The organism is Burkholderia perseverans, assembly GCF_022870505.1.
Lineage (GTDB): Bacteria > Pseudomonadota > Gammaproteobacteria > Burkholderiales > Burkholderiaceae > Burkholderia > Burkholderia plantarii.
In genome coordinates this window covers 3609411-3632717 of record NZ_CP045094.1, presented here as the reverse complement: position 1 = coordinate 3632717, position 23307 = coordinate 3609411, and the positions used below count along the sequence as shown (strand labels likewise).

Annotated in this window: 20 protein-coding genes and 1 tRNA gene; 14 read left to right on the top strand and 7 right to left on the bottom strand. The window is 68.5% G+C overall.

Annotated elements, in window-relative coordinates:
* The first annotated feature begins 84 nt into the window (after nucleotides 1–84).
* Genes tcuC through BpN12_RS30730 form a run of 3 tightly spaced genes read left to right on the top strand, consistent with a single transcriptional unit; the run spans nucleotide 85 to nucleotide 3432 of the window.
* Entirely contained in the window at nucleotides 85–1380 is a 1296-nt protein-coding gene (gene tcuC, locus BpN12_RS30740) for an MFS transporter (RefSeq protein WP_246795889.1), read from the top strand.
* Nucleotides 1381–1403: 23 nt separating this feature from the next.
* Nucleotides 1404–2081, top strand: coding sequence for a response regulator (locus BpN12_RS30735; RefSeq protein WP_246795888.1), 678 nt, complete (start codon nucleotides 1404–1406; stop codon nucleotides 2079–2081).
* Complete coding sequence (locus tag BpN12_RS30730; protein WP_246795887.1) at nucleotides 2074–3432, top strand: sensor histidine kinase; 1359 nt, start codon at nucleotides 2074–2076, stop codon at nucleotides 3430–3432. The genes BpN12_RS30735 and BpN12_RS30730 overlap by 8 nt, the downstream gene beginning before the upstream one ends.
* Nucleotides 3433–3795: 363 nt before the next feature.
* On the opposite strand, the gene BpN12_RS30725 is transcribed toward BpN12_RS30730, so the two are convergent.
* The gene (locus BpN12_RS30725) at nucleotides 3796–4533 is read right to left on the bottom strand and encodes an NAD-dependent epimerase/dehydratase family protein (protein WP_246795886.1); all 738 of its coding nucleotides are present in this window, start codon (nucleotides 4531–4533) and stop codon (nucleotides 3796–3798) included.
* A gap of 291 nt (nucleotides 4534–4824) precedes the next feature.
* Between BpN12_RS30725 and BpN12_RS30720 the strand changes: the two genes are divergently transcribed.
* Both BpN12_RS30720 and BpN12_RS33350 read left to right on the top strand, forming a co-directional pair.
* Entirely contained in the window at nucleotides 4825–5979 is a 1155-nt protein-coding gene (locus tag BpN12_RS30720; RefSeq protein WP_246795885.1) for a methionine aminotransferase, read from the top strand.
* A 391-nt stretch (nucleotides 5980–6370) separates the two neighbouring features.
* Entirely contained in the window at nucleotides 6371–7426 is a 1056-nt protein-coding gene (locus BpN12_RS33350; RefSeq protein ID WP_280529150.1) for a methyl-accepting chemotaxis protein, read from the top strand.
* A 140-nt stretch (nucleotides 7427–7566) separates the two neighbouring features.
* Here the strand turns inward: BpN12_RS33350 and BpN12_RS30710 are convergent, their stop codons facing one another.
* The 5 genes from BpN12_RS30710 to BpN12_RS30690 form a co-directional block, all read right to left on the bottom strand.
* Entirely contained in the window at nucleotides 7567–7926 is a 360-nt protein-coding gene (locus tag BpN12_RS30710; RefSeq protein ID WP_246795884.1) for an LBP/BPI/CETP family protein, read from the bottom strand.
* A gap of 508 nt (nucleotides 7927–8434) precedes the next feature.
* A tRNA-Met gene (locus BpN12_RS30705) sits at nucleotides 8435–8511 on the bottom strand.
* 114 nt (nucleotides 8512–8625) lie between these two features.
* Nucleotides 8626–10284 (bottom strand): MFS transporter, encoded by a 1659-nt coding sequence (locus BpN12_RS30700; protein ID WP_246795883.1) that lies wholly within the window; start codon nucleotides 10282–10284, stop codon nucleotides 8626–8628.
* 245 nt (nucleotides 10285–10529) lie between these two features.
* A complete protein-coding gene (locus tag BpN12_RS30695; RefSeq protein ID WP_246795882.1) occupies nucleotides 10530–12107 on the bottom strand; it encodes a sensor histidine kinase in 1578 nt (525 codons plus the stop codon).
* Between the two features lie 27 nt (nucleotides 12108–12134).
* Nucleotides 12135–12866, bottom strand: a complete 732-nt coding sequence (locus BpN12_RS30690) for a response regulator transcription factor (protein ID WP_246795881.1) — start codon at nucleotides 12864–12866, stop codon at nucleotides 12135–12137.
* Between the two features lie 198 nt (nucleotides 12867–13064).
* Between BpN12_RS30690 and recA the strand changes: the two genes are divergently transcribed.
* Entirely contained in the window at nucleotides 13065–14147 is a 1083-nt protein-coding gene (gene recA, locus BpN12_RS30685; RefSeq protein ID WP_280529149.1) for a recombinase RecA, read from the top strand.
* Complete coding sequence (recX, locus tag BpN12_RS30680) at nucleotides 14147–15148, top strand: recombination regulator RecX (protein ID WP_246795880.1); 1002 nt, start codon at nucleotides 14147–14149, stop codon at nucleotides 15146–15148. The genes recA and recX overlap by 1 nt, the downstream gene beginning before the upstream one ends.
* 178 nt (nucleotides 15149–15326) lie before the next feature.
* Here the strand turns inward: recX and BpN12_RS30675 are convergent, their stop codons facing one another.
* Nucleotides 15327–15578, bottom strand: coding sequence for a hypothetical protein (locus tag BpN12_RS30675; protein ID WP_246795879.1), 252 nt, complete (start codon nucleotides 15576–15578; stop codon nucleotides 15327–15329).
* Nucleotides 15579–15951: 373 nt separating this feature from the next.
* Here BpN12_RS30675 and sucC point away from each other — a divergent pair, with 373 nt between their 5' ends.
* The 7 genes from sucC to BpN12_RS30640 all read left to right on the top strand — a co-directional run bounded on the left by sucC (nucleotide 15952) and on the right by BpN12_RS30640 (nucleotide 23169).
* The gene (sucC, locus tag BpN12_RS30670; RefSeq protein ID WP_246795878.1) at nucleotides 15952–17118 is read left to right on the top strand and encodes an ADP-forming succinate--CoA ligase subunit beta; all 1167 of its coding nucleotides are present in this window, start codon (nucleotides 15952–15954) and stop codon (nucleotides 17116–17118) included.
* A gap of 67 nt (nucleotides 17119–17185) precedes the next feature.
* A complete protein-coding gene (gene sucD / locus BpN12_RS30665) occupies nucleotides 17186–18067 on the top strand; it encodes a succinate--CoA ligase subunit alpha (RefSeq protein ID WP_246795877.1) in 882 nt (293 codons plus the stop codon).
* Between the two features lie 362 nt (nucleotides 18068–18429).
* Nucleotides 18430–19131: a TerC family protein gene (locus BpN12_RS30660; protein ID WP_246795876.1), complete on the top strand. Its 702-nt coding sequence runs from the start codon at nucleotides 18430–18432 to the stop codon at nucleotides 19129–19131.
* Between the two features lie 176 nt (nucleotides 19132–19307).
* On the top strand, nucleotides 19308–19916 hold the full coding sequence (locus BpN12_RS30655) for a pilin (RefSeq protein ID WP_280529148.1): 609 nt from the start codon (nucleotides 19308–19310) through the stop codon (nucleotides 19914–19916).
* Nucleotides 19917–20193: 277 nt separating this feature from the next.
* Complete coding sequence (locus BpN12_RS30650) at nucleotides 20194–21975, top strand: PglL family O-oligosaccharyltransferase (RefSeq protein ID WP_246795875.1); 1782 nt, start codon at nucleotides 20194–20196, stop codon at nucleotides 21973–21975.
* A gap of 261 nt (nucleotides 21976–22236) precedes the next feature.
* Entirely contained in the window at nucleotides 22237–22698 is a 462-nt protein-coding gene (locus tag BpN12_RS30645) for a DUF2501 domain-containing protein (RefSeq protein WP_246795874.1), read from the top strand.
* Nucleotides 22699–22806: 108 nt separating this feature from the next.
* Complete coding sequence (locus tag BpN12_RS30640) at nucleotides 22807–23169, top strand: TonB family protein (RefSeq protein ID WP_246795873.1); 363 nt, start codon at nucleotides 22807–22809, stop codon at nucleotides 23167–23169.
* The last annotated feature ends 138 nt before the right edge of the window (nucleotides 23170–23307 follow it).

Below are 23307 nucleotides of genomic sequence, written 5' to 3'. Positions count from 1 at the left end.
TCTTCGTTTCACCGTTTTCTTCGCCGCCAGGGCGGCCCGCCGGGGCCGTCGCGGCAACAGGCGCCCAGCGCAAGGAAGGTCCCCATGTCAGCAGTCACCCAAGTCGAGCGGCGCGATTCGCGCGCGCGTTCGGTGTTTCGCGCCGTCAGCGGCAATTTCCTGGAGATGTACGACTTCACGGTCTACGGCTATTACGCGGCCGCGATCGCGGCGACGTTCTTCCCGGCCGGCAACGAGTTCGTCTCGCTGATGCTGGCGTTCTCGGTGTTCGGCGCCGGCTTCCTGATGCGCCCGATCGGCGCGATCGTGCTGGGCGCCTACATGGACCGCCACGGCCGCCGCAAGGGGCTGATCCTGTCGCTGACGCTGATGGCGATCGGCACCATGTGCGTGGCGTTCGTGCCCGGCTATCACAGCATCGGCCTGCTGGCGCCCGCCATCGTGCTGTTCGGCCGGCTGCTGCAGGGCTTCTCGGCCGGTGCCGAACTCGGCGGCGTGTCGGTCTACCTGGCCGAGATCGCCTCGCCCGGCAACCGCGGCTTCTTCTGCTCGTGGCAGTCGGCCAGCCAGCAGGTGGCGGTGGTGTTCGCGGCCTCGCTCGGCGTGCTGCTGAACGCGGTCGTGCCGGCGCAGGAGATGACCAGCTGGGGCTGGCGCGTGCCGTTCGTGGTCGGCTGCCTGATCGTGCCGTTCCTGTTCTACATCCGCCGCACGCTGCAGGAGTCGGACGAGTTCGTCGCGCGCAAGCATCATCCCGCGATCGGCGAGATCCTGCGCACCATCGTCGCCAACGCCGGGCTGATCGTGGCCGGCATGGGCCTCGTGATCATGACCACCACCTCGTTCTACCTGATCACCGCCTACACGCCGACCTTCGGCAAGGTGGTGCTGAAGATGTCGTCGTTCGACGCGCTGCTCGTCACGGCCTGCGTCGGCGTCTCGAACTTCATCTGGCTGCCGATCTCGGGCGCGGTGTCCGACCGCGTGGGCCGGCGCCCGGTGATGCTGGCGTTCACGATCCTGACCGTGTTCACCGCCTACCCGGCGATGCAGTGGCTGATCCATGCGCCGTCGTTCGGCAAGCTGCTGGCCGTGGAGCTGTGGCTCTCGCTGCTCTACGCGTGGTACAACGGCGCGATGGTGGTGGCGCTGACCGAGCTGATGCCGGCCAAGGTGCGCTCCACCGGCTTCTCGATGGCCTATAGTCTGGCCACGATGATCGGCGGCTTCACGCCGGCGATCTCCACCTGGCTGATCCACGCCACCGGCGACAAGGCCGCGCCCGGCGCGTGGATGGGCGTGGCCGCCGTGTGCGGCATGGTGGCGACGCTGCTGCTGTACCGGACGAAATCCGCCCGCGAACAGTACCGGCTCGCCTGATTCGAACCGTTGCGGGAGGGCGCGTGAGGCTGCTGCTCGTCGAGGACAATGAGGAGCTGGCGCACTGGCTGGCGATGACGCTGACGCACGACGGCTTCATGCTCGATCGCGTCGGCGCCGGCGAGGCCGCCGAGGATGCGCTGCGCGCGTCGACCTACGACGTGGTGCTGCTCGACCTGAACCTGCCCGGGATCTCGGGCAAGACCGTGCTGCGCCGCATGCGCGAGCGCGGCGACGCCACCCCGGTGCTGATCCTGACCGCCACCGGCGCGGTGGACGAGAAGGTGGTCTGCCTCGGCGCCGGCGCCGACGACTACATCGTCAAGCCGTTCGACGCGCGCGAGCTGGTGGCGCGCATCAAGGTGCTGGCGCGGCGCCAGGCGCCGTCGCGCTCGAACCGGATCCGCTGCGGCAACCTCGTCTACGACATGGACCGCCTGCAGTTCGCGATCGACGACGCGCCGCTCGTGCTCACGCCGCGCGAGCACGCCGTGCTCGAGGCGCTGATGCTGCGCGCGCGGAAGACGGTGTCGAAGGCCACGCTGGCCGAATCGGTCAGCGCCGCCGACGCGCCCACCAGCGAGGACGCGATCGAGATCTACGTGTCGCGGCTGCGCAGGAAGCTCGAGGCGAGCAGCGCCACCATCATCACGCTGCGCGGGCTCGGCTACCTGCTGGAAGACGGCGCCGCCGATGAATAGCCTGCGCGTGCGGCTGCTGATCTGGCTCGCGCTGCCGATGACGGTGTTCATCGTCGCCGCCGGCCTGATCACGCGCAGCAACGCGTGGCATACCGCCAACCTGCTGCAGGACGAGGTGCTGCTGTCGGCCGCGCGCGTGATGGCCGGCAATGTCGGCTGGGACGGCAAGGACCTGAGCGCGGCCGTCTCGCCGAGCGCGATCGAGATCCTCAGCACGCCGCGCGAGGATCAGGTGTTCTTCCGCGTGCAGGAGATCGGCGGGCCGATGATCGCCGGCACCTCCGACTTTCCGCAGGTGGTGCCCGACGTCTCGCCGAAATGGTACGACGCCGTGATGAACGGCGAGCCGGTGCGCGCCGTGTCGGTGATCCGGCCGATGTACGACGCGGGCGTGACGCGCCGCGTGGTGATCTCGGTGGGCCGCACGCTGCGGCAGCGCGATGCGCTGGTCCACGCGCTGTGGCGCCCGCAGATGTTCTATTTCTCCGCGATCCTGACGATCGCCGTGGTGCTGGTCTGCGTCGGGCTCACGCTCGAGCTGCGGCCGCTCGCGCGGCTCGCGCGGCGCATGCCCGAGCGCGTGCTGACCTCGTCGGTGCGCGTCAAGGTGGAGCCGCTGCGCAGCGAGCTGCGGCCGATCGTGAGCGCGTTCAACCAGTGCCTCGAGATCATCGAGAAGCAGACCGCGATGCAGCGGCGCTTCATCGCCGACGCCGCGCACCAGCTGCGCACGCCGCTCACGCTGCTCGGCACGCAGCTGCAGTTCGCGCGCCGCCAGCACGATCCCGAGCAGGTGCAGGACACGCTGAAGGCGATGGACCGCAGCAACCGCTCGCTGGTCGCGCTGACCAACCAGCTGCTCACGCTCGCGCAGGCCGAGGCGGCCGACTACGCGCAATACGCGGGCGTGAAGGTGGACCTGCGCGAGGTCGCGACCGGCACGATCGAGCAGCTCGCACTGCTCGCGCAGCGGCGCCGCGTGGAACTGGTCGCGCGGCTCGACGCGCCGGCCGCGTTCGTGAACGGCAACGAGCAACTGCTGGCGGTGCTGGTGTTCAATCTGGTCGACAACGCGATTCGTTATTCGCCCGAGGGCGGCACCGTCACCGTCTCGCTCGAAGCCGCGCCCGAGGCGGTGCGGCTCGCCGTTGGCGACGAGGGGGCGGGGATTGCCGCCAGTCTGCGCGAGAAGGTGTTCGAGCCGTTCTTTCGGGCTTCCGCGCTGCCCGGCAGCGGGCTCGGGCTCGCGATCGTGCGCGAGATCGCGCGCGCGCATCGGGCGACGCTGCGGCTTGAAGACGGGGCGGATGGGCGCGGGTTGCTGGTGACGGCGGTGTTTCCGGTCGGATGAGCGTGAGAGTCGTGCTCTCGTGGTTCGGCGCTGCCCGGCAGCCGGGTCGGGCTCGCGATCGTGCGCGAGATTGCGCGCGCATCGCGCGACGCTGCGGCTTGACGACGAGCCGGGCCGGCGCGGGCTGCCCGCTGCGGCGGCGTTTTCGGTCAGCCGAGTGGCCGGCTGACCGGGTTTTCGGCCGGGCGGGTCTCGGTTGGCCGGCACCGCTTCGGTTTGACGGCGTCCCGCCGGCGCTCATCGGCCGCGATCCGGCGGCATCGGATCGAGCGCGAATGCGCCGGGATTCGGTTCGGCCTCGGTTTGCCTCGTGCCAGCGTGTCGAGCCTGAGCGCCGCTTCCGGCGCGGCCGCTCACGGGCGCTCAGACCTGCGCGTGTGCCTCGCCCGGCACCCAGCCCAGTTCACGGCGGGCCTTCTCGTTCGACACCTCGCCGTTGTCGTCGACGATGTTGAACACGCCGGTGGCCTTCTTCTGCAGCACCAGCAGCGCCGCGCGCGCCGCCTCGTTCACATGCAGCGCCGGCGCAGCCGGCGGCGTGTCGGCGCCCGTCTCGGGGCCGTAGAGGCGGCCATAGCGCAGCGCCGTGCCTTGCAGCCCCGGCGTGTGCAGCACCGCCTGTTCGAGCGCGGCCACCCCGCCCACCGAAATCTTGCGGGTGCCTTCGGCCTCCAGGTCGAGCGGCTGCGCCTCGCCATACGGCTTCTCGCCCAGCGACGCGAACGCCCAGGCGATGCTCTGCGCGATCAGGCGCTGGCAGCCCGCGGCCAGCGCCGCCTGCACGAGGTTGCGCGTGCCTTCGCCGCGAATCCGCGCGTTGTTGACGATCGCCTGCGCCATCTGCGACGGGTCGAGGCCGGCCGGCAGGTCGGTCAGCTGGTGGATCACCGCGGCCGGCGCGATGCGGCGCAGCTCGCTCGTGAGCCGCTCGGCGTCGAACACGTCGACCACCACCGGCTCGGCGCCCAGGCGCGTGAGCAGCGCCGCGCGCTCGGCATGGCGCGTCGCGCCGTAGACCTGATAACCGGCTTCGACCAGCAGCGGCACCAGCACGCGGCCGATCACGCCGGTCGCGCCGGCAACGAACAGTTTTTCACTCATGACATGGGCTCCCAGGTTCTTCGATGGATTCGATGGCTTCGACGGTGCCGCCTCGCGGGCGGCGCATGACGGGAAAGCCTAACGTGATCGATGGCCCGCTGTAAGGTCCAAATTCGGTGAAAACGACCGGGACATGCGCGAGCGGGCCGGGCCATGCGAGGGCGCCGGACCGGCCGGCGCGAAGCCCGCGCCCCGGCCCGCCCCGTGCCGGCCGCGTTGCGCGGCGTCCGGCGATATGCCAACCTTGTCGCCCGCCGACCAGACCGCCGCCCAGACCGAGGAGTTCACCGAATGCGCAATTCGTGCCGGATCGAGACCAAGCTGCCCCAAAGCGGCATTTCCGTCTTCTCCCGCATCGCGGAGCTGGCCGCGCGTCACGATGCCGTGAACCTGTGGCAGGGCGCGCCGTCGTTCTCGGCCGATCCGGCGCTGATCGCCGGCGCCGAGCGGGCGATGCGCGCGGGCCTGAACCAGTACGCGCCGATGGCCGGCTACGCGCCGCTCAAGGCGATCCTCGCCGAGAAGACCGAGTGCCTGCACGGCGCGCGCTACCGGCCCGACAGCGAGATCACCGTGACCGCCGGCGCGAGCGAGGCGATCTACGCCGCGATCGCGGCGCTCGTGCATGCCGGCGACGAGGTGATCTTCTTCGAGCCCGCGTTCGAGGTGTACGAGCCGTCGATCCGGCTGCAGGGCGCCACGCCCGTGGCACTCGGCATCTGCCTCGACACGCTGCGTATCGACTGGGACGAGGTGACCGCCGCGATCACGCCGCGCACGCGGATGATCATCGTCAACACGCCGCACAACCCTACCGGCGCGCTGCTCGACGCCGACGATCTCGCGCGCCTCGCCGCGCTCACGCGCGACACCGACATCGTGATCCTGTCCGACGAGGTGTACGAGCACATGGTCTACGACGGACGCGAGCACCTGAGCCTCGCGCGCGATCCCGAGCTGGCCGAACGCAGCGTGATCGCGCTGTCGCTCGGCAAGACCTATCACGCCACCGGCTGGCGCGTCGGCTACTGCCTCGCGCCGGCCGAGCTGACCACCGAGATCCGCAAGGTGCATCAGTACGTGGTGTTCTCCGCGCCCGCGCCGCTGCAGGCCGCGCTCGCCGAGGCGCTGGCCGAGCCGCAAAGCTACCTCGGGCTCGCCGCGTTCTACCAGCGCAAGCGCGACCTGCTGGTCGAGTCGATGGCCGGCTCGCGACTCGCGGTGATGCCGAGCGCCGGCGGCTTCTTCATGCTCGCGCGCTTCGATCACTTCTCGGGGCTGCGCGACGACGCGTTCGTGATCGAGATACTCGAAAAGTACGGCGTCGGCACCATTCCGCTCGCGAGCTTCTATCAGGACCGGCGCGATACCGGCATCCTGCGCCTGAGCTTCTGCAAGGACGACGACACGCTGCGCGAAGGCGGCCGACGGCTCGCGGCGATCTGATCCAGGCGCGCCTCGCGGGACGGTTCGACGGGTTCATCGATTCGTCCTGATATCGTCGATTCCACCGCATGCGCTGCGGCGCGACCCTGCGAAATCGATGCCACGCGATGATGCGCACGCCTTGATGAGCGGCACGCGCGTGGTGCGCGCATGCACCATGCACGAGGCTGGCCTGCTGCGGCTGCGCGGTCGGTCATGGCGGTCCTGCCTTGGCATGCGGCCTCGTACAACGTTGCGGCCGCATGAAAATCCCTTGTGAATACAACCGAATAGTCACGTGCGCGGTGGCGCTGCCAGATTTTCGCGCGCGTGGTTTGCGTAAATTGGTCTGTTGTTTGCTCTGATACGACGGCAGCACGCTCCCGCCCATCGGACACCACGGGGAATAGACATGGCCAATCCACGCGAAATCGTCGATTTGACGCATGCAGTCAGAAAGCTCGCCACCGGCAAGATCGGCGACATCAACGACATCAATCGGGAGACGACGTTCCTGGCGCTGAACGCGCTGATCGAGGCCGCGCGAGCCGGCGAAGCGGGCAAGGGCTTCGCCGTCGTCGCGAATCAGGTCAAGCAGGTGTCCACGCGCATCGGCGAGATCACCGAGATCCTCAACAAGGAACTGGCGGGCTCGCTCACGCGGCTCACCGAGCTCGGCGACAGCATGATCGACCGCATGCACGTGCTCGACGGCCAGCGCTGCGCCGACCTCGCGCTGAACATGATCGACATCGTCGATCGCAACCTCTACGAACGCTCCTGCGACGTGCGCTGGTGGGCCACCGATTCCGCGCTGGTCGACTGCGTGACCTACGACAGCGACGAACTGAGCCGGCATGCCGGCGAGCGGCTGTCGGTGATCCTCGACAGCTACACCGTCTACAAGGATCTGTGGGTGGTCGATGCCGAGGGCGTGGTGGTGGCGAGCGGGCGTGGCGCGACCTACCCGGTGGCCGGGCAGCATGTCGGCAAGGCGGGCTGGTTCGACGCCGCGCTGCGCACCGCGAGCGGCGCCGACTACGTGGCGTTCGACGTCGAGACCCAGCCGCTGCTCCGGAACGCGCAGGTCGCCACCTACGCCACCGCGATCCGCGAGGGTGGGGAGGCGAACGGGCGCGTGCTCGGCGTGCTCGTGATTTTCTTCGACTGGGCGCCGCAGGCCGCCGCCGTGGTCAAGGGCGTGCGGCTCAGCGAGGAAGAATGGACGCGCACGCGCTGCCTGATCGTCGACGCGGCGGGACGCGTGATCGCCAGTTCGGACGGGCGGGGCGTGCTGCAGGAGAGCTTCCGGCTGCGCGCCGACGGGCGGACGGCCGGGTTTTATCGCGATGCGGCGAACCGGACGACGGTGTCGTTCGCGGCGACGCCGGGGTATGAGACGTATCGCGGGCTCGGTTGGTATGGGGTGATTTGTCAGCGCGATGCGGGGGCGGGGGCGGGGCGTTAGCTCGGGGCGGTGGCGGCGTCATGGCTGGCTGTTCGGGCGATGACGCGGTGCCGCCCCTCGGGAAATCCGCTGCCGTCGGCGGCGTGCAGCACGATCGCTGCACGCCGCGCCGCGCCGCGCCGCGCCGCGCCGCGTCGGGATCAGGCCGCGTTGGCGGCCAGGATCCGTTCAATCGGCACCCGGTGGGAGCCGCGCGCATCGTGGATCGTTACGAATTCCACGTTCAGCGGATATTTGAGCGTGGTGCTGACGGAGAGCGGCACGATGACCTGGGCCACGATGCCGGTCGGCGGAAGATTGACGAAGTCCAGTTCCGGCGGCGCGATCTGCGCCGGATCGATCCGGAGGAACACGTGGAAGCCGGTGGACCGGTTGGCGCCTCGAGCCGTGATGTGGACGTCCAGGCCGAGAACCGCGTCATCGGGTTGAATCCGGGCGGCCTGATAAACCGGACCTTCATACGGCACCACCCCGAAACGTGAGTTTTTTTCTTGCGTCATTTTCCTCTCCGAGAAAATGAAATGCGTTTGAAAAGCAACGTCTGCGTGTTATTTGAAGCGGGCTTGCTTATGCCGGTGCGAGCAAGAGGTGGGCGGGGTGGCGGGCCGGTTGTCGGTGCGCCGTCCAGCCATCCGGCGGCAGATGAATGCTAGGAAGGCGTGGGGTGATTTTCAAGGATTAGTTTTTAATATGCAATGCAATAAATTGGGTCGATGAATATTTTAAATGTTTGGCTATAAGTGTTTTATCGGTCGTTTTGTTTTTGATATGCAGGGGGATTGTGGGTGCGGCGCGACATTGCGGATGTCGGTGCAATGTCGTGAAAATAATCGAGATTTTCCCAGTTAATCGCCTGTTGATTTCATCGGATCAATGGAGACGAAATTGCCCGTGACGGTGATCGGGAACAGGGGGGGGAGGGGGGCGGTGGAAGCGGCGGGTTGCCGTGAGGGGATCGCGCCAAAGAGAAAAGCCCGATACAACTTTCATTGTATCGGGCTTTGAATATGGTGGCGAATCAGGGACTCGAACCCCGGACCTGCGGATTATGATTCCGTCGCTCTAACCGACTGAGCTAATTCGCCAACAGAAGACGGATTATGAAGAAGGATCGAGGGGGTGTCAACACCTTCCTCGAACTTTTTCGCCTACGCGCCACGGCAAGGGCGACGGCCGCCTCCCGCCCCCGCCGCACCGCCTCAATCCTGCGCGTAGATGTTCGACCCCTTCGTCTCCTTCACGAACAGCAGCCCGATCACGAACGTCACGAGCGCGATCGTGATCGGATACCAGAGCCCCGAGTAGATGTTGCCCTTGGCCGCCACGATCGCGAACGCCGTGGCCGGCAGGAAGCCGCCGAACCAGCCGTTGCCGATGTGATACGGCAGCGACATCGACGTGTAGCGGATCCGCGTCGGGAACATCTCCACCAGCATCGCCGCGATCGGCCCGTACACCATCGTCACGAAGATCACGAGGATCGTCAGCACCACGATCGCCATTGGCCAGTTGATCTGGGACGGGTCGGCCTTCGCCGGGTAGCCGGCGCCCTTCAGCGTCGCGGCCAGCGTCTTGTCGAACGCGGCGGCCTTCAGCTTGGCGTCGGCGCCCTTGCCGTCATAGGTGTCGATCACCGTCTCGCCCACCTTGATCTGCGCGAGCGTGCCGGCCGGCGCGGCCACGTTCTCGTAGTTGAGCCCGGCCTTCGACAGCGCGGCCTTCGCCACATCGCACGAGTTCGTGAACTTCGCCGTGCCCACCGGGTTGAACTGGAACGAGCATTCGTCCGGGTTCGCGATCACGCTGATCGGCGCCTTCTGCGTCGCGGCCTCCAGCGCCGGGTTCGTGTAGTGCGTGAGCGCCTTGAACAGCGGGAAGTAGGCCAGCGCGGCGATCAGGCAGCCGGCCAGGATGATCGGCTTGCGGCCGATGCGGTCCGACAGCGAGCCGAAGAACAGGAAGAACGGCGTACCGATCAGGAGCGCCACGGCGATCAGGATGTTCGCGCTGGTGCCGTCCACCTTCAGCGTCTGGGTCAGGAAGAACAGCGTGTAGAACTGGCCCGTGTACCAGACCACGGCCTGCCCGGCGGTCAGCCCGACCAGCGCGAGGATCACGATCTTGAGGTTCTTCCACTGGCCGAACGCCTCGGTCAGCGGTGCCTTCGAGGTCTTGCCCTCGGCCTTGATGCGCAGGAACACCGGCGATTCGTCGAGCTGCAGGCGAATCCAGACCGACACGGCGAGCAGCAGGATCGACGCGACGAACGGGATGCGCCAGGCCCACGCGGCGAACGTATCCTCGCCGAGCGTCAGGCGCACGCCGAGGATCACCAGCAGCGACAGGAACAGCCCGAGCGTGGCGGTGGTCTGGATCCAGGCGGTGTAGAAGCCGCGCCGGTTCGCCGGCGCGTGCTCGGCCACGTAGGTGGCGGCGCCGCCGTACTCGCCGCCGAGCGCGAGGCCCTGCAGCAGCCGCATCACGATGAAGATCACCGGCGCGGCGATGCCGATCGACGCGTAGCCGGGCAGGAAGCCCACCACGAACGTCGACAGGCCCATGATCACGATCGTCATCAGGAACGTGTACTTGCGCCCGACCATGTCGCCGAGCCGGCCGAACACGATCGCGCCGAACGGGCGCACCGCGAAGCCGGCGGCGAACCCGAGCAGCGTGAAGATGAACGCGGCGGTCGGATTGACGCCGGAAAAGAAGCTCTTGCTGATGTAGGCCGCGAGCGAGCCGGCCAGATAAAAGTCGTACCACTCGAACACGGTGCCGAGCGACGACGCGAAGATCACCCGCTTCTCGTCACTCGTCATCGGCGAATGCGCGATGTGCCCGCCTACTGTCGCCATGAGTCGTCTCCAGTCTTTTGATATCGATATGTCGGTTCGCCATCCTGACGAACTCGCGTCGATTATTGGCGGGCAAACTTACGGCCCACTGACTGATGCGGCGATCAGGGTTTGTCGGGAGGATTCAGTGGCGAGCGAAATAAAATCCGGAAAATTGGCGATAACCTGATGCCAACGTCGCGCATTTTCATTTTGTTATCGAAAATGCCGGCCCGTGCATGGAGGCGCCGGGCGGCGGCTCAGGGTTATTCCCGGGCCGCCCCGCGCGGCGCAAAGCTGACGCGCACGAGCGTGCCCGCGAGAGGCGGCGACGCCTGGTAGACATGGTCCTCGATCGTCAGCGTGCCGCCGTGCTGGGCCACGATCTCGCGCACGATCGCGAGCCCCAGCCCGCTGCCGTCGCCGTCGCGGCCGAGGATCCGGTAGAAGCGTTCGAGCACGCGGCCGCGCTCGTGCGCCGGAATGCCGGGGCCGGTGTCTTCCACCTCGAGATGGATGCGGGCCGGCGCGGCGTCGCCGTCGGGTTCGGCGCGCACGCGCACGGTGATCCGGCCGCCCTCGGGCGTGTAGCGGATCGCGTTGTCGATCAGGTTGCCGAGCATCTCGCGCAGCATCACCGGATTGCCGTCGATCGCGAGCGGCACGGTGCCGGCCGGCTCGCCGTCGGCATCCGGCCCCTCGTAGCCGAGATCCATGCGCCGGGCGAACGCGGCCTGCATCCAGTCGCGCACGGTCACGCGCGCGAGCGCGGCCGGATCGACGGGCTCGAAGGTCAGGCCGCTCGCGCGGTTCTCGGCGCGCGCGAGCGCGAGCAACTGCGTGACGAGCCGCGCGGCCTGGCCCGAGCTGGTCGCGATCTGTTCGAGCGAGCGCGCCACCTCGGCGGACACGTCGTGCCGCAGCGCGAATTCGGCCTGGGTGCGCAGGCCGGCGAGCGGCGTCTTCATCTGGTGCGCGGCGTCGGCGATGAAGCGCTTCTGCAGCGCGATGTTCTGTTCGAGGCGTGCGAGCAGGTCGTTGAACGAGGTGACGAGCGGCTCGATCTCGGGCGGCGCGCGCTGCGCGTCGACAGGCGAGAGATCGTCGGGGCGGCGCTCGCGGATCTGCGCCTGCAGCGAGGTGAGCGGCGCGAGCCCGCGCGAGAGCCCGAACCACACCAGCACGATGGCGAGCGGCAGGATCACGAACTGCGGCAGGATCACGCCCTTGATGATGTCGTTGGCGAGGGCGTTGCGCTTGTCGAGCGTCTCGCCCACCTGCACCAGCACGGGCTGCGCGCCGCGCACGCCGGGCAGCGCGACGGTGGTGTAGGCCACGCGGATGTCGTTGCCGCGCAGCAGGTCGTCGCGGAACACCACGACGCCGGGCGGCGGGCGGTCGTCGTCGCGCGGCAGCGGCAGGTCGGCTTCGCCGGCCACCAGCTCGCCGCGCGCGCCGAGCACCTGGAAATAGACGCTGTCGACGTTGTCGGCGCGCAGCAGGTCGAGCGTGGCGCGCGGCAGCACCAGCTCGGCCACGCCGTTGACAGGCGTGATCTGGCGCGCGAGCACGTAGGCGTTGGTCTCGAGCGCGCGGTCGAACGGGCCGTTGGCGATCGTCTTGGCCACCAGATAGGTGACGGCGATGCTCATCGGCCAGAGCAGCAGCAGCGGCGCGAGCATCCAGTCGAGGATCTCGCCGAACAGCGAGCGCGGGCGCGCGGCGTCGCCGGCATCGGCGTCCTCGGGCGGTGCGAACGGATCTTCGTAGCGCGCGTCGCGTTCGGCGTCGCGCAGATCGGCGGGGCGCCGCGCGGCGCGCGAGGAACGGAACGGGGTGGCCATGGCGTGGCGCGCGCGGCGCGGCGCCCGTCAGCGCAGCGACGGCGTCGCGGCGGGGTCGGCCGAAGCGGCGGCCGGGGCGGGATCGACGGCCGGCGCGGCTTTTTCGAGGCAGTAGCCGAGCCCTCGCACGGTCGCGATGCGCGCGCCGCTCGGCTCGATCTTCTTGCGCAGCCGGTGGACGTAGACCTCGATCGCGTTGTTGCTGACTTCCTCGCCCCATTCGCAGAGATGATCGACCAGCTGTTCCTTGGACACGAGCCGGCCGACGCGCTGCAGCAGCACTTCCAGCAGCCCGAGTTCGCGCGCGGACAGTTCGAGCACGCGCTCGTTGGCATAGGCCAGCCGGCCGACCTGGTCGAAGCTCAGCGAACCGTGGCGGATCACGGTCGGGCCGCCGCCGGCACCGCGCCGCGTCAGCGCGCGCACGCGCGCTTCCAGTTCATTGAGCGCGAACGGCTTGGCCATGTAGTCGTCGGCGCCGAGATCGAGCCCCTTCACGCGTTCGTCGACGCTGTCGGCGGCGGTCAGGATCAGCACCGGCAGCACCGAATTGCGCGCGCGCAGGCGCCGCAGCACGTCGAGGCCGGGCATCTTCGGCAGGCCGAGGTCGAGGATCAGCAGATCGAAAGTCTGCATCGACAGCGCGGTGTCGGCGTCGACGCCGCTGGACACGTGATCAACGGCATAGCCCGACTGGCGGAGTGATCGGGTCAAGCCGTCCGCGAGTATGCTGTCATCTTCGGCAATCAGGATTCGCATGGTGCGTGGCCGTGGGCCGGCGGCACGGCGAGGTGGCGCGGGCGCGGTGTCTCCGGAGTGGATCGGACGTGCGAAACCCGCAAATCGGGCTTGCACAAACCACTGTTTTTTTATACAGTGTCTGCATTCGTGCACCTAACGGCTTGTCTGCCCGGTGCGCCCCAATCAGACGCTGCTCATCATAGCAAAGGACGATTCATGGAAGATAGCAAGAAAGGCGCCGGGATGACCGCGGAAAAGAGCAAGGCGCTGGCCGCCGCGCTTGCGCAGATCGAGAAGCAGTTCGGCAAGGGCTCGATCATGAAGCTCGGTGACGCCGAGGCCAAGGAAGACATCCAGGTGGTCTCCACCGGTTCGCTCGGTCTCGACATCGCGCTCGGCGTCGGCGGCCTGCCGCGCGGCCGCGTGGTCGAGATCTACGGTCCGGAATCGTCGGGTAAAACCACCCTCACGCTGCAGGTGATCGCCGAAATGCAGAAGCTCGGCGGCACGGCGGCGTTCATCGACGCGGAACACGCGCTCGACGTGCAGTACGCCGCGAAGCTCGGCGTCAACGTGCCGGAGCTGCTGATCTCGCAGCCGGACACGGGCGAGCAGGCGCTCGAAATCACCGACGCGCTGGTGCGTTCGGGCTCGGTCGACATGATCGTGATCGACTCGGTCGCGGCGCTGGTGCCGAAGGCGGAAATCGAAGGCGAGATGGGCGATTCGCTGCCGGGTCTGCAGGCCCGCCTGATGTCGCAGGCGCTGCGCAAGCTCACCGGCACGATCAAGCGCACCAACTGCCTCGTCATCTTCATCAACCAGATCCGCATGAAGATCGGCGTGATGTTCGGCAACCCGGAAACCACCACGGGCGGCAATGCGCTGAAGTTCTATGCGTCGGTGCGTCTCGACATCCGCCGGATCGGCTCGATCAAGAAGAACGACGAGGTGATCGGCAACGAAACGCGCGTGAAGGTCGTCAAGAACAAGGTCTCGCCGCCGTTCCGCGAGTCGATCTTCGACATCCTCTACGGCGAGGGCATCTCGCGCCAGGGCGAAATCATCGATCTCGGCGTGCAGGCCAAGATCGTCGACAAGGCCGGCGCCTGGTACAGCTACAACGGCGAGAAGATCGGCCAGGGCAAGGACAACGCGCGTGAATTCCTGCGCGAGAATCCCGACATCGCCCGCGAGATCGAGAACCGCATCCGCGAATCGCTTGGCGTGGTGGCGATGCCGCAGGACGTGATCGGCGGCAGCTCCGAAGCCGACGAGGTGATGGGCGAAGAAGAGTGATGCGTCGAGGCCGGAGCCGCCCGGACGGTTCGCCGCCCACGTCGCCGCGCGAGGGCCGCGTGGCTGACGGCGGGCCGGACGATCGATCCACGGCGGCGCCTGTTTCACGCGACGGGCGGCCCGCCGGCCGCTCCGCAACGAGGGCATCGGACGATGCCCTCGTGTCGTTTCGGCACGCCGCTTCGGGCGAGGCGAGCGATGCCGGCACCGCCGCCTTCGATCACGACGAATCGTTCGACGCCCACGACGTGGCGCACGGTATTCGCGCCCGCACCATGCGCGGCGCGGCGGGGCCCACGAGTCCCGCCCGCGACGAAGCAGCAAGGCCGGCCACGCCACGTTCGTCCACCAGCCGCACGCAGTTTGAAAGCGCGAGCGGCGATCAATACTCCCGCACCAGCGAGCATCCCCGCCGACGCAGTGGCACCGGCAACCGGCGCCGCGCGCCGGGGCCGTTCGACGACCGCGAGCCGCAATCGGGCACCGGCGCCGCATCGTCCACCGAATCCCCCGAAGCCAGCGACACACGCCGCGCCGCGCCCGCACGCCCGGCGCGCTCGCTGAAAGGGCGCGCGCTCGGCTACCTGTCGCGCCGCGAGTACAGCCGCTCGGAACTCGCGCGCAAGCTGGCGCCCCACGTCGAGGAGAGCGACGAGCCCGAGGCGCTGCTCGATGCGCTCGAGCGCGAGGGCTGGCTGTCCGATGCGCGCTTCACCGAGAGCCTCGTGCATCGCCGCGCGGCGCGGGTCGGCACGGCGCGCATTCTCGGCGAGCTGAAGCGTCATGCGGTGGACGGCGCGCTCGTCGAGTCGGTCGGCGAGCAGTTGCGGGAAACCGAGTTCGGCCGCGCGCAGGCCGTGTGGCGCAAGAAGTTCGGCAGCCTGCCGGTCACCCCGGTCGAGCGCGCGAAGCAGGCGCGTTTCCTCGCCTCGCGCGGCTTCTCCAGCGCGACGATCGTGAAGCTGCTGAAGGTCGGCGACGACGAATTCGGCGATTGCTAGGCGCCGCCGCGCCGCAGCCGGTCCATCTTGGCCCGGGTGCCCGGGCCGCGTTCCGCGCATTCACCTCTTGGGATCCGACCCGTCATGCTGCACCGCATTCGCTTTGCCAATGCGGGTCACACCGGATATTCCGTGGCGGCGCGACAAAGACTCGATATGCTAAAATCCGCCGGTTTTCTTATTCGGCCTCAACCTTTCGCATGCCGTCATTCGAGCCCGTGTCACGCCAGCCGCGCCATTGCGCGGCCGCGGCGGAAACCGACCAGCGCGGCGGCGTGCGGGGCAGCGTCGTCGCTTCGCCGGTCGGCCCGCATCGCGCGGCGCCATCGGCACGACGCACGCGACCGAGTGGACAGCCGAACCATGAACTCGGGCCCAGCACCCGCTCCGATCGCGAATCCCATGTCGTCGACGCCGCCGCGTCGTCCATCCGGGCACTCCGTTCCGGTCGCCGCGAAGCCGCCCATCCCGCCTGCCGAGCCCTCGTCGCTCACCCTCCAGCATTCACGTTTCCCCCGTTTTCTCCCGTCGCATCGCGCACCGCTTCGTCGGCCGCGCGGGTGTCGTTCGTGCGCGCCCGGCGTGCCCGGGCCGCCGCCGCACGGCAGGCAGACGGCGCCGGGCACGGCTGCGCGGGGTGGCGCCGACGCGAGGCGGGCCGGCCGTTCTCTCCGACATGGCTCGGCGCGGGCCGCCACGCGCGTTTGCGCGCGGGCGACGCGCACGAATGATCGGAAACATCAGTAGAAAGAAGCGACATTCAATCGACTTTTCATCCAACTCTCAGACTGAAGGAATCACGCATGAAGATTCACGAGTACCAGGGTAAGGAAATCCTGCGGAAGTTCGGCGTCGCGGTCCCGCGCGGCAAGCCGGCGTTCTCGGTGGACGAGGCGCTGAAGGTGGCGGAAGAGCTGGGCGGCCCGGTGTGGGTCGTCAAGGCGCAGATCCACGCGGGCGGCCGCGGCAAGGGCGGCGGCGTGAAGGTCGCCAAGTCGCTCGAGCAGGTCCGTGAATACGCGACCCAGATCCTCGGCATGCAGCTCGTCACGCACCAGACCGGTCCGGAAGGCCAGAAGGTCAACCGCCTGATGGTTGAAGAAGGCGCCGACATCAAGCAGGAACTGTATGTCAGCCTGGTCGTCGATCGCGTGACGCAGAAGATCGTTCTGATGGGTTCGAGCGAAGGCGGCATGGACATCGAGGAAGTGGCCGACAAGCACCCGGAACTGATCCACAAGGTCATCGTCGAGCCGTCGACGGGCCTGCTCGATGCCCAGGCGGACGATCTCGCCGCGAAGATCGGCGTGCCGGCTGCCTCGATTCCGCAAGCACGCGCGATCCTGCAAGGCCTGTACAAGGCATTCTGGGAAACCGACGCATCGCTGGCCGAAATCAACCCGCTGAATGTTTCCAGCGACGGCAAGGTGATCGCGCTCGACGCGAAGTTCAACTTCGACTCGAACGCGCTGTTCCGTCATCCGGAAATCGTCGCATACCGCGATCTGGACGAAGAAGATCCGGCTGAAATCGAAGCGTCGAAGTTCGACCTGGCTTACATCTCGCTCGACGGCAACATCGGCTGCCTGGTGAACGGCGCGGGCCTGGCGATGGCGACCATGGACACGATCAAGCTGTTCGGCGGCGAGCCGGCCAACTTCCTCGACGTCGGCGGTGGCGCGACGACCGAGAAGGTTACCGAAGCGTTCAAGCTGATGCTGAAGAACCCGGACCTGAAGGCGATCCTGGTGAACATCTTCGGCGGCATCATGCGCTGCGACGTGATCGCCGAAGGCGTGATCGCCGGCTCGAAGGCCGTCAACCTGGGCGTGCCGCTCGTCGTGCGCATGAAGGGCACCAACGAAGACCTGGGCAAGAAGATGCTCGCCGAATCCGGCCTGCCGATCATCTCGGCGGACAGCATGGAAGAGGCGGCGCAGAAGGTCGTCGCCGCCGCTGCCGGCAAGTAAGCATCGTTGCATTGAACACGCATGGCGGCGCGCTCGCTCGCGACGCCTATCGAACAGAGGTCAATACATGTCGATTCTGATCAACAAAGACACCAAGGTCATCACGCAGGGCATCACCGGCAAGACGGGCCAGTTCCACACGCGCGCTTGCCGTGAATACGCGAACGGCCGCGAGGCATTCGTCGCGGGCGTGAACCCGAAGAAGGCCGGCGAGGATTTCGAAGGCATTCCGATCTACGCGAGCGTCAAGGAAGCGAAGGCCGAAACCGGCGCGACCGTGTCGGTCATCTACGTGCCGCCGGCTGGCGCGGCAGCGGCGATCTGGGAAGCCGTCGAGGCCGATCTCGATCTCGCGATCTGCATCACGGAAGGCATCCCCGTCCGCGACATGATCGAAGTGAAGGACCGCATGCGCCGTGAAGGCCGCAAGACGCTGCTGCTCGGGCCGAACTGCCCGGGCACGATCACGCCGGACGAGCTGAAGATCGGCATCATGCCGGGTCACATCCACCGCAAGGGCCGCATCGGCGTCGTGTCGCGTTCGGGCACGCTGACGTATGAAGCCGTTGCGCAGCTGACGGCACTGGGCCTCGGCCAGTCGTCGGCGGTCGGTATCGGCGGCGATCCGATCAACGGCCTCAAGCACATCGACGTGATGCAGATGTTCAACGACGATCCGGACACGGACGCGGTCGTGATGATCGGCGAAATCGGCGGCCCGGACGAAGCGACGGCAGCCGAGTGGATCAAGAGCAACATGAAGAAGCCGGTGGTCGGCTTCATCGCCGGCGTCACGGCGCCCCCGGGCAAGCGCATGGGCCACGCCGGCGCGCTGATCTCGGGCGGTGCCGATACGGCCGAAGCGAAGCTGGAAATCATGGACGCGTGCGGCATCAAGGTCACGCGCAACCCGTCGGAAATGGGCCGTCTGCTGAAGGCAGCGATCTGAGTTTCCGTCAGGGCTTCGCCCAGCAGTATCGAAACGCCGGCCTCGCGCCGGCGTTTTTTTGTTAGGCTTCGTGGATGATGTTGAAAGGTGGCGGCGCGGGGCGCGCCGGCTGAGCCAGGTCGTTGCGTTCCGTTGCATTACGTGGCATTCAGCCGCCGCGTTTTATCATGACGACCGGTCGCCGTATCGGGCTGCCGCGTTGGGCCGTCATGTGCGGCCTTGGCCGCGGTGCGCTCGCGCCACGCGTCGATCGCATCCGGCTTCGTGCCACGGCAGGCCTTGCCGCCCGCACGAGCCATCCGCGCCGCGCGCGAGCCGTTCGCGCGCTTTCCTTCCCATCCTCCTTTTTCCCATTCCCGCCGATGATCGAATTTCTCGCCACGCTTCACTGGGCGGCCGTCGTGCAGATCGTCGTCATCGATCTGCTGCTCGGCGGCGACAACGCCGTCGTAATCGCGCTGGCCTGCCGCAACCTGCCCGCCTCGCAGCGCCTGCGCGGCGTGATCTGGGGCACCGTGGGGGCGATCGTGCTGCGCGTGGTGCTGATCGCGTTCGCGGTGCTGCTGCTCGACATCCCGTTCCTGAAGCTCGCGGGCGGCCTGCTGCTGCTCTGGATCGGCGCGAAGCTGCTGCTGCCGGCCGACGACGCGCACGACGGCATCCAGGGCGCGGACCGGCTGTGGGCCGCGGTGCGCACCATCATCGTGGCCGACGCGGTGATGAGCATCGACAACGTGATCGCGATCGCGGGCGCCGCCGAGCGCGCCGATCCGCACCATCGGCTCGCGCTCGTGATCTTCGGGCTGGTGGTCAGCATTCCGGTGATCGTCTGGGGTAGCACGCTGGTCCTGAAGCTGCTCGACCGCTTCCCGGTGATCGTGATGTTCGGTGCGGCGCTGCTCGGCTGGATCGCGGGCGGGCTGATCATCGCCGACCCGGCGCTCGACCGCTGGCCGCAGCTCGACGCGCCCGCCGCCGGTTATGCCGCGAGCATCGCCGGGGCGATCCTGGTGGTGGTGGTCGGCATGCTGTGGAAGCGGCGCCGGACGGCCGGCACGCATTGAGGCGCGGCTTCGCGGCCCTTGCGTGACGCGGCCCGCGGCGGGCGAGGGCGGCGGGCGTTTCCTTGCCGTGCTCGCGACGCTGGCCATCCGGCCGACTGCCCCGCGTCTGGCGGGCTGGCTACGATCGACGTGCCCGTCCTGTCATCGGCGGGCATCGTTCGTTTCCGGAGCCCGTCATGTTCGAAGCCTTGTCCGTTGCCCTTCTTCAGCAGTTCTCGCGGCGCCTGTGCGGCACGCGCATCCGCGCGCCGGCCGGCTCGTGCCGGCCACGGCGCCGCGCCTTCACGCTGATCGAGCTGATGATCGTGCTGGCCATCGTCGGCGTGGTCGCGGCCTATGCGATTCCCGCGTATCAGGACTATCTGGCCCGCAGCCGCGTCGGCGAGGGCATCTCGCTCGCCTCGTCGGCGCGGCTCGCGGTGGCGGAGAACGCGGCGAGCGGCGCGGCGCTCGGCAGCGGCTACGGCTCGCCGCCCGCCACGCGCAACGTCGAATCGATCGCGATCGACGACGAGACCGGCCAGATCCGCATTGCCTACACCACGCGCGTCGCGCAGGCCGGCGCGAACACGCTGGTGTTGGTGCCGTCCGCACCCGACAACGCCGAGGCGCCCACCGCCCGTGTCGCGCTCGCGAAGGGCACGCTGCAGGCCGGCTCGATCACCTGGGAATGTTTCGCGGCGGGCAAGACGGCCTCGTCGCTGCCGGCGCCGGGCTCGGGGCCGATGCCGACGGACGGGGCGACGCTCGCGGGCCGGCTCGCACCGCCGGAGTGTCGCGGCTAGCGCGGGGCGGCTTCGCGCGGCGGCATGGGCAAGTCTGTCCGCATGCCGGCCGATGGCGCGTGAATGCGGCGCGATGCCGAGGGCGGCGGTGGTGGTGCAGTGAGATGGCAGCGCATGGCGGTCACGCGCGCGGTGCGCGATCCAACGTGCCAGCAAACGGGGGCGGACCATCGAAAACCGGCCTGCGGCTGACGATGTGCCGACAGTTGCGCACACGAGCGACTCAGCGCCGGAAATTTTTTGTATAGTGCGCCGGTTGCTGACATCCGGTTCGCTCATGCCTTCTTCCGTTCTGCGTTCTTTGGCGCTGATTGCGCTCGCCGTCGCCCTGATCCTGCCTTACGCGGTCACCAACCACACCTATCCGATCCCGACGTTCTATTCCGAATTCACCGCATTCGGTCTCTATGCGTTGCTCGGCGTGCTGGTGGTGCTGCTCGCGCGCGGCGAGCGCGCGGTTCGGCCGTTCGCGGCGCCGCTCGCGTGGGGTGCGCCGCTCGCGTTCGGCGCGGTGCTGATCGTGCAGACGCTGGTGCTGCCGCTGTCGCAGCCGTCGATGAACTGGCTCGCGCTCGGCTACCTGCTCGCCGCGCTGGTGGCGATGCAGTCGGGCTACGTGCTGGGCCGCGTGCTGTCGGTGGAGGCCGTGGCGCGGATGATGGCCGGTGCGATGATCGTCGGCGGGGTGTTCGCGGTGGGCTGCCAGATCGTGCAGCTGCTCCATCTCGAACACACGTTCTCGCCGTTCGTGGTCAGCTACGGCGTGCTCGCCGACCGCCGGCCTTACGGCAACATGGCGCAGGCGAACCATCTGGCCACCTACATCGCGTTCGCGCTCGCGAGCACGCTGTACCTCGCGCAGGCGCGCCGGCTGCCGGCCTGGGGCTGGCTGCCGCTGTCGATCGTGCTGTCGGCCGGGCTCGCGTTCACGGTGTCGCGCGGGCCGTGGCTGCAGGTGGCGGTGATGGTGGTGGCGGGGCTCTGGGCGGCGCTGGCCGCCGCGCGGCGCGGCGAGGGGCGTGGCGCGGCGTGGCTGTACCCGCTCGCGCTCGCGGTGGTGTTCGTCGCGGTGAACGTGGCGGTGCGCTGGGCCAACCTGCACTACCACCTCGGCCTGGCGGAATCGGCCGCCGAGCGCATGCGCGACGCCGGACAGATCGCGCCGCGCCTCGCGCTCTGGAAATACGGGCTGACGATGTTCCGCGAACATCCGTGGCTCGGCGTGGGCTGGGGCGAATTCCCGCTGCGTCAGTTCGAGCTGGTGCGCGCGCTCGGCGGCGTCGAGATCGCCAACAACTCGCACGACATCTTCATCGACCTGCTCGCGAAGTCGGGCGTGCTCGGCCTCGGCGCGCTGCTCGTCACGCTGCTGCTGTGGTTCGTGCGCGCGCTGCGCGTGCCGCATACCGGCGAGCGGCTCTACGGCCTCGCGCTGCTGGGTGTGCTGCTGATGCATGCGCTCGTCGAGTATCCGCAGCAATACACGTTCTTCACGCTGCCGGCGATGTTCGTGATCGGCCTGCTCGAAACGCGCGCGCTGCGCGCACTGCCGGGGCGGCTCGCCTACGCGGTGTTCGCGGTCGTGTCGGTGGCGGCGCTGCTCGCGCTGTACCCGGTGCTGCGCGACTATCAGCGCGCGGAGGTGCTCTATTACGGCGCGAATCCGGCCGAGCAGTACCGCGAGTCGCCGTCGTTCCTGTTCGGCGCCTGGGGCGAATACGGCGCGGCGACGCTGATGCCGCTCTCGCGCGACGGCCTGCCGGCCAAGCTGGCCGCGCACCAGCACGCGATCGCGCTGCTGCCGGGCGAGACGGTGCTGCGCCGCTACGCGGTGCTCGAAGCGCTCGACGGGCGCGATGGCGACGCGCTCGACACGGTCGCGCGCCTGCGGATCTTCGCCGAGGAGCTGCACGACTGGCCCGCGCAGCTCGCGGCGCTCTACAAGCTCGTCGACGCGCAGCCGTCGCTGGGCGCCTTCAAGCAGGCGCTGGTGGCGCGCTATGGCAAGGACATGGCCGCGGCGGACGACGATGACGACGGCGACGATTCGGACGACTGACGCGTCGTGAGCGAGCGCGAAGCGCGGGTGGCCTCGCGGTGGTGCGTGACGTGATGCAGGGCGCAAGATTCGGCGAATGAAACGATCGGCCGCATGGGTGCGTGTCACGGCATCGATCGCGTCGCCCCGTCGCCGCGGGCATCCGTCAAAGATCGTCAATTTCACCCGGATGGCGCGGCGCCGGCCTCGGTTGGCGGCGAAGCTTCGATTATCCTGACAGCGGCATGGGCGGCACCGCCGTCCACCACCAGGAGGATCACGATGAAACTTCGCACTGGCCGGGCCGTTGCCGCCGGCGTCATGATCGGTCTGTCGTTGCCCGCCACGTTCGCCTGGGCCCAGCTCGGCGACATGCTCAAGCAGGCCGGCGGCGCGGCCACGCAGAATTCGGGCGGCCTCGCCGGCAATCTCGGTGGCCTCGGCGGCGCGATGGGCGGCGGCTCGTCGCTGATGCCGGGCAGCCTCGGCAACGCGGCCGGCGTGCTGCAGTTCTGCATCCAGAACCAGTTCCTCGCCGGCGGCGGCGCGAGTTCCGTGAAGGACGCGCTGGTCGGCAAGCTCGGCGGCAATCCGGGTGCCGATGCCGGGTTCACGAGCGGCAGCAGCGGCATCCTCGATGCCGGCAACGGCAAGACGCTCGACCTGAGCGGCGGCGGCCTCAAGCAGCAGCTCACGCAGCAGATTTGCGACAAGGTGCTGACGCAGGCGAAGTCGATGCTGTAAGCTCGTCGCGCGCCGCTTCCGAACGGCGACACAACGAAGCGAGACCACGCGGCGCGTGCCACCCTCATGAGCCCGCCCGCGCGACGTACCTACGGGGAAGCCTTCCACATGATTCGCCACGCGAAGCATTTCGCCTTGCCGCTCGTGCTTGCGCAGCTTGCCGGCTGCGCGACGTTCCAGTCGCACGACAACACGCTGTCGTGCTCGATCCCGGTGGCCGCGTATCCACCCGACGCGCGTCCGCTCGACCGTCAGCTGACGGTGCTCGTGCGCGCGCTGATCAGCGCCGAGGGCGAGCCCGGGAACGTGACGATTACCACCAGCAGCCGCAACGCGGCGGCGGACCGGGCCGCCGTGGCGGCGATGTCGCGCGCGCACTGCACACAGCACGCCGCGGACGGCGGCCAGCCCGCGCCGTTCACGCTGACGCAGCCGTTCGTGTTCGAGCCGGCCGGCGCGCCGGGCAAATGACGCGCGGGCTTCGCGCCGATGCCGTCCGGCGTCGGCGCGAGGCCGGCAATACGAGCGACGCGATCGTCGGGGCGGCGCGTCGGCGAACCCAAGGCGGGTGCCGCCAGGCGCCTGACGGTGCCGATCGTCCTTCGTGCT

What these genes read in the sequence shown, in the direction of transcription:
- tcuC (WP_246795889.1), top strand. Translation starts at nt 85, where the DNA reads ATGTCAGCAGTCACCCAAGTCGAGCGGCGCGATTCGCGCGCGCGTTCG.
- BpN12_RS30730 (WP_246795887.1), top strand. Translation starts at nt 2,074, where the DNA reads ATGAATAGCCTGCGCGTGCGGCTGCTGATCTGGCTCGCGCTGCCGATG.
- BpN12_RS30725 (WP_246795886.1), bottom strand. Translation starts at nt 4,533, where the DNA reads ATGAGTGAAAAACTGTTCGTTGCCGGCGCGACCGGCGTGATCGGCCGC.
- BpN12_RS30720 (WP_246795885.1), top strand. Translation starts at nt 4,825, where the DNA reads ATGCGCAATTCGTGCCGGATCGAGACCAAGCTGCCCCAAAGCGGCATT.
- BpN12_RS33350 (WP_280529150.1), top strand. Translation starts at nt 6,371, where the DNA reads ATGGCCAATCCACGCGAAATCGTCGATTTGACGCATGCAGTCAGAAAG.
- BpN12_RS30710 (WP_246795884.1), bottom strand. Translation starts at nt 7,926, where the DNA reads ATGACGCAAGAAAAAAACTCACGTTTCGGGGTGGTGCCGTATGAAGGT.
- BpN12_RS30700 (WP_246795883.1), bottom strand. Translation starts at nt 10,284, where the DNA reads ATGGCGACAGTAGGCGGGCACATCGCGCATTCGCCGATGACGAGTGAC.
- BpN12_RS30695 (WP_246795882.1), bottom strand. Translation starts at nt 12,107, where the DNA reads ATGGCCACCCCGTTCCGTTCCTCGCGCGCCGCGCGGCGCCCCGCCGAT.
- BpN12_RS30690 (WP_246795881.1), bottom strand. Translation starts at nt 12,866, where the DNA reads ATGCGAATCCTGATTGCCGAAGATGACAGCATACTCGCGGACGGCTTG.
- recA (WP_280529149.1), top strand. Translation starts at nt 13,065, where the DNA reads ATGGAAGATAGCAAGAAAGGCGCCGGGATGACCGCGGAAAAGAGCAAG.
- recX (WP_246795880.1), top strand. Translation starts at nt 14,147, where the DNA reads ATGCGTCGAGGCCGGAGCCGCCCGGACGGTTCGCCGCCCACGTCGCCG.
- BpN12_RS30675 (WP_246795879.1), bottom strand. Translation starts at nt 15,578, where the DNA reads ATGGACGACGCGGCGGCGTCGACGACATGGGATTCGCGATCGGAGCGG.
- sucC (WP_246795878.1), top strand. Translation starts at nt 15,952, where the DNA reads ATGAAGATTCACGAGTACCAGGGTAAGGAAATCCTGCGGAAGTTCGGC.
- sucD (WP_246795877.1), top strand. Translation starts at nt 17,186, where the DNA reads ATGTCGATTCTGATCAACAAAGACACCAAGGTCATCACGCAGGGCATC.
- BpN12_RS30660 (WP_246795876.1), top strand. Translation starts at nt 18,430, where the DNA reads ATGATCGAATTTCTCGCCACGCTTCACTGGGCGGCCGTCGTGCAGATC.
- BpN12_RS30655 (WP_280529148.1), top strand. Translation starts at nt 19,308, where the DNA reads ATGTTCGAAGCCTTGTCCGTTGCCCTTCTTCAGCAGTTCTCGCGGCGC.
- BpN12_RS30650 (WP_246795875.1), top strand. Translation starts at nt 20,194, where the DNA reads ATGCCTTCTTCCGTTCTGCGTTCTTTGGCGCTGATTGCGCTCGCCGTC.
- BpN12_RS30645 (WP_246795874.1), top strand. Translation starts at nt 22,237, where the DNA reads ATGAAACTTCGCACTGGCCGGGCCGTTGCCGCCGGCGTCATGATCGGT.
- BpN12_RS30640 (WP_246795873.1), top strand. Translation starts at nt 22,807, where the DNA reads ATGATTCGCCACGCGAAGCATTTCGCCTTGCCGCTCGTGCTTGCGCAG.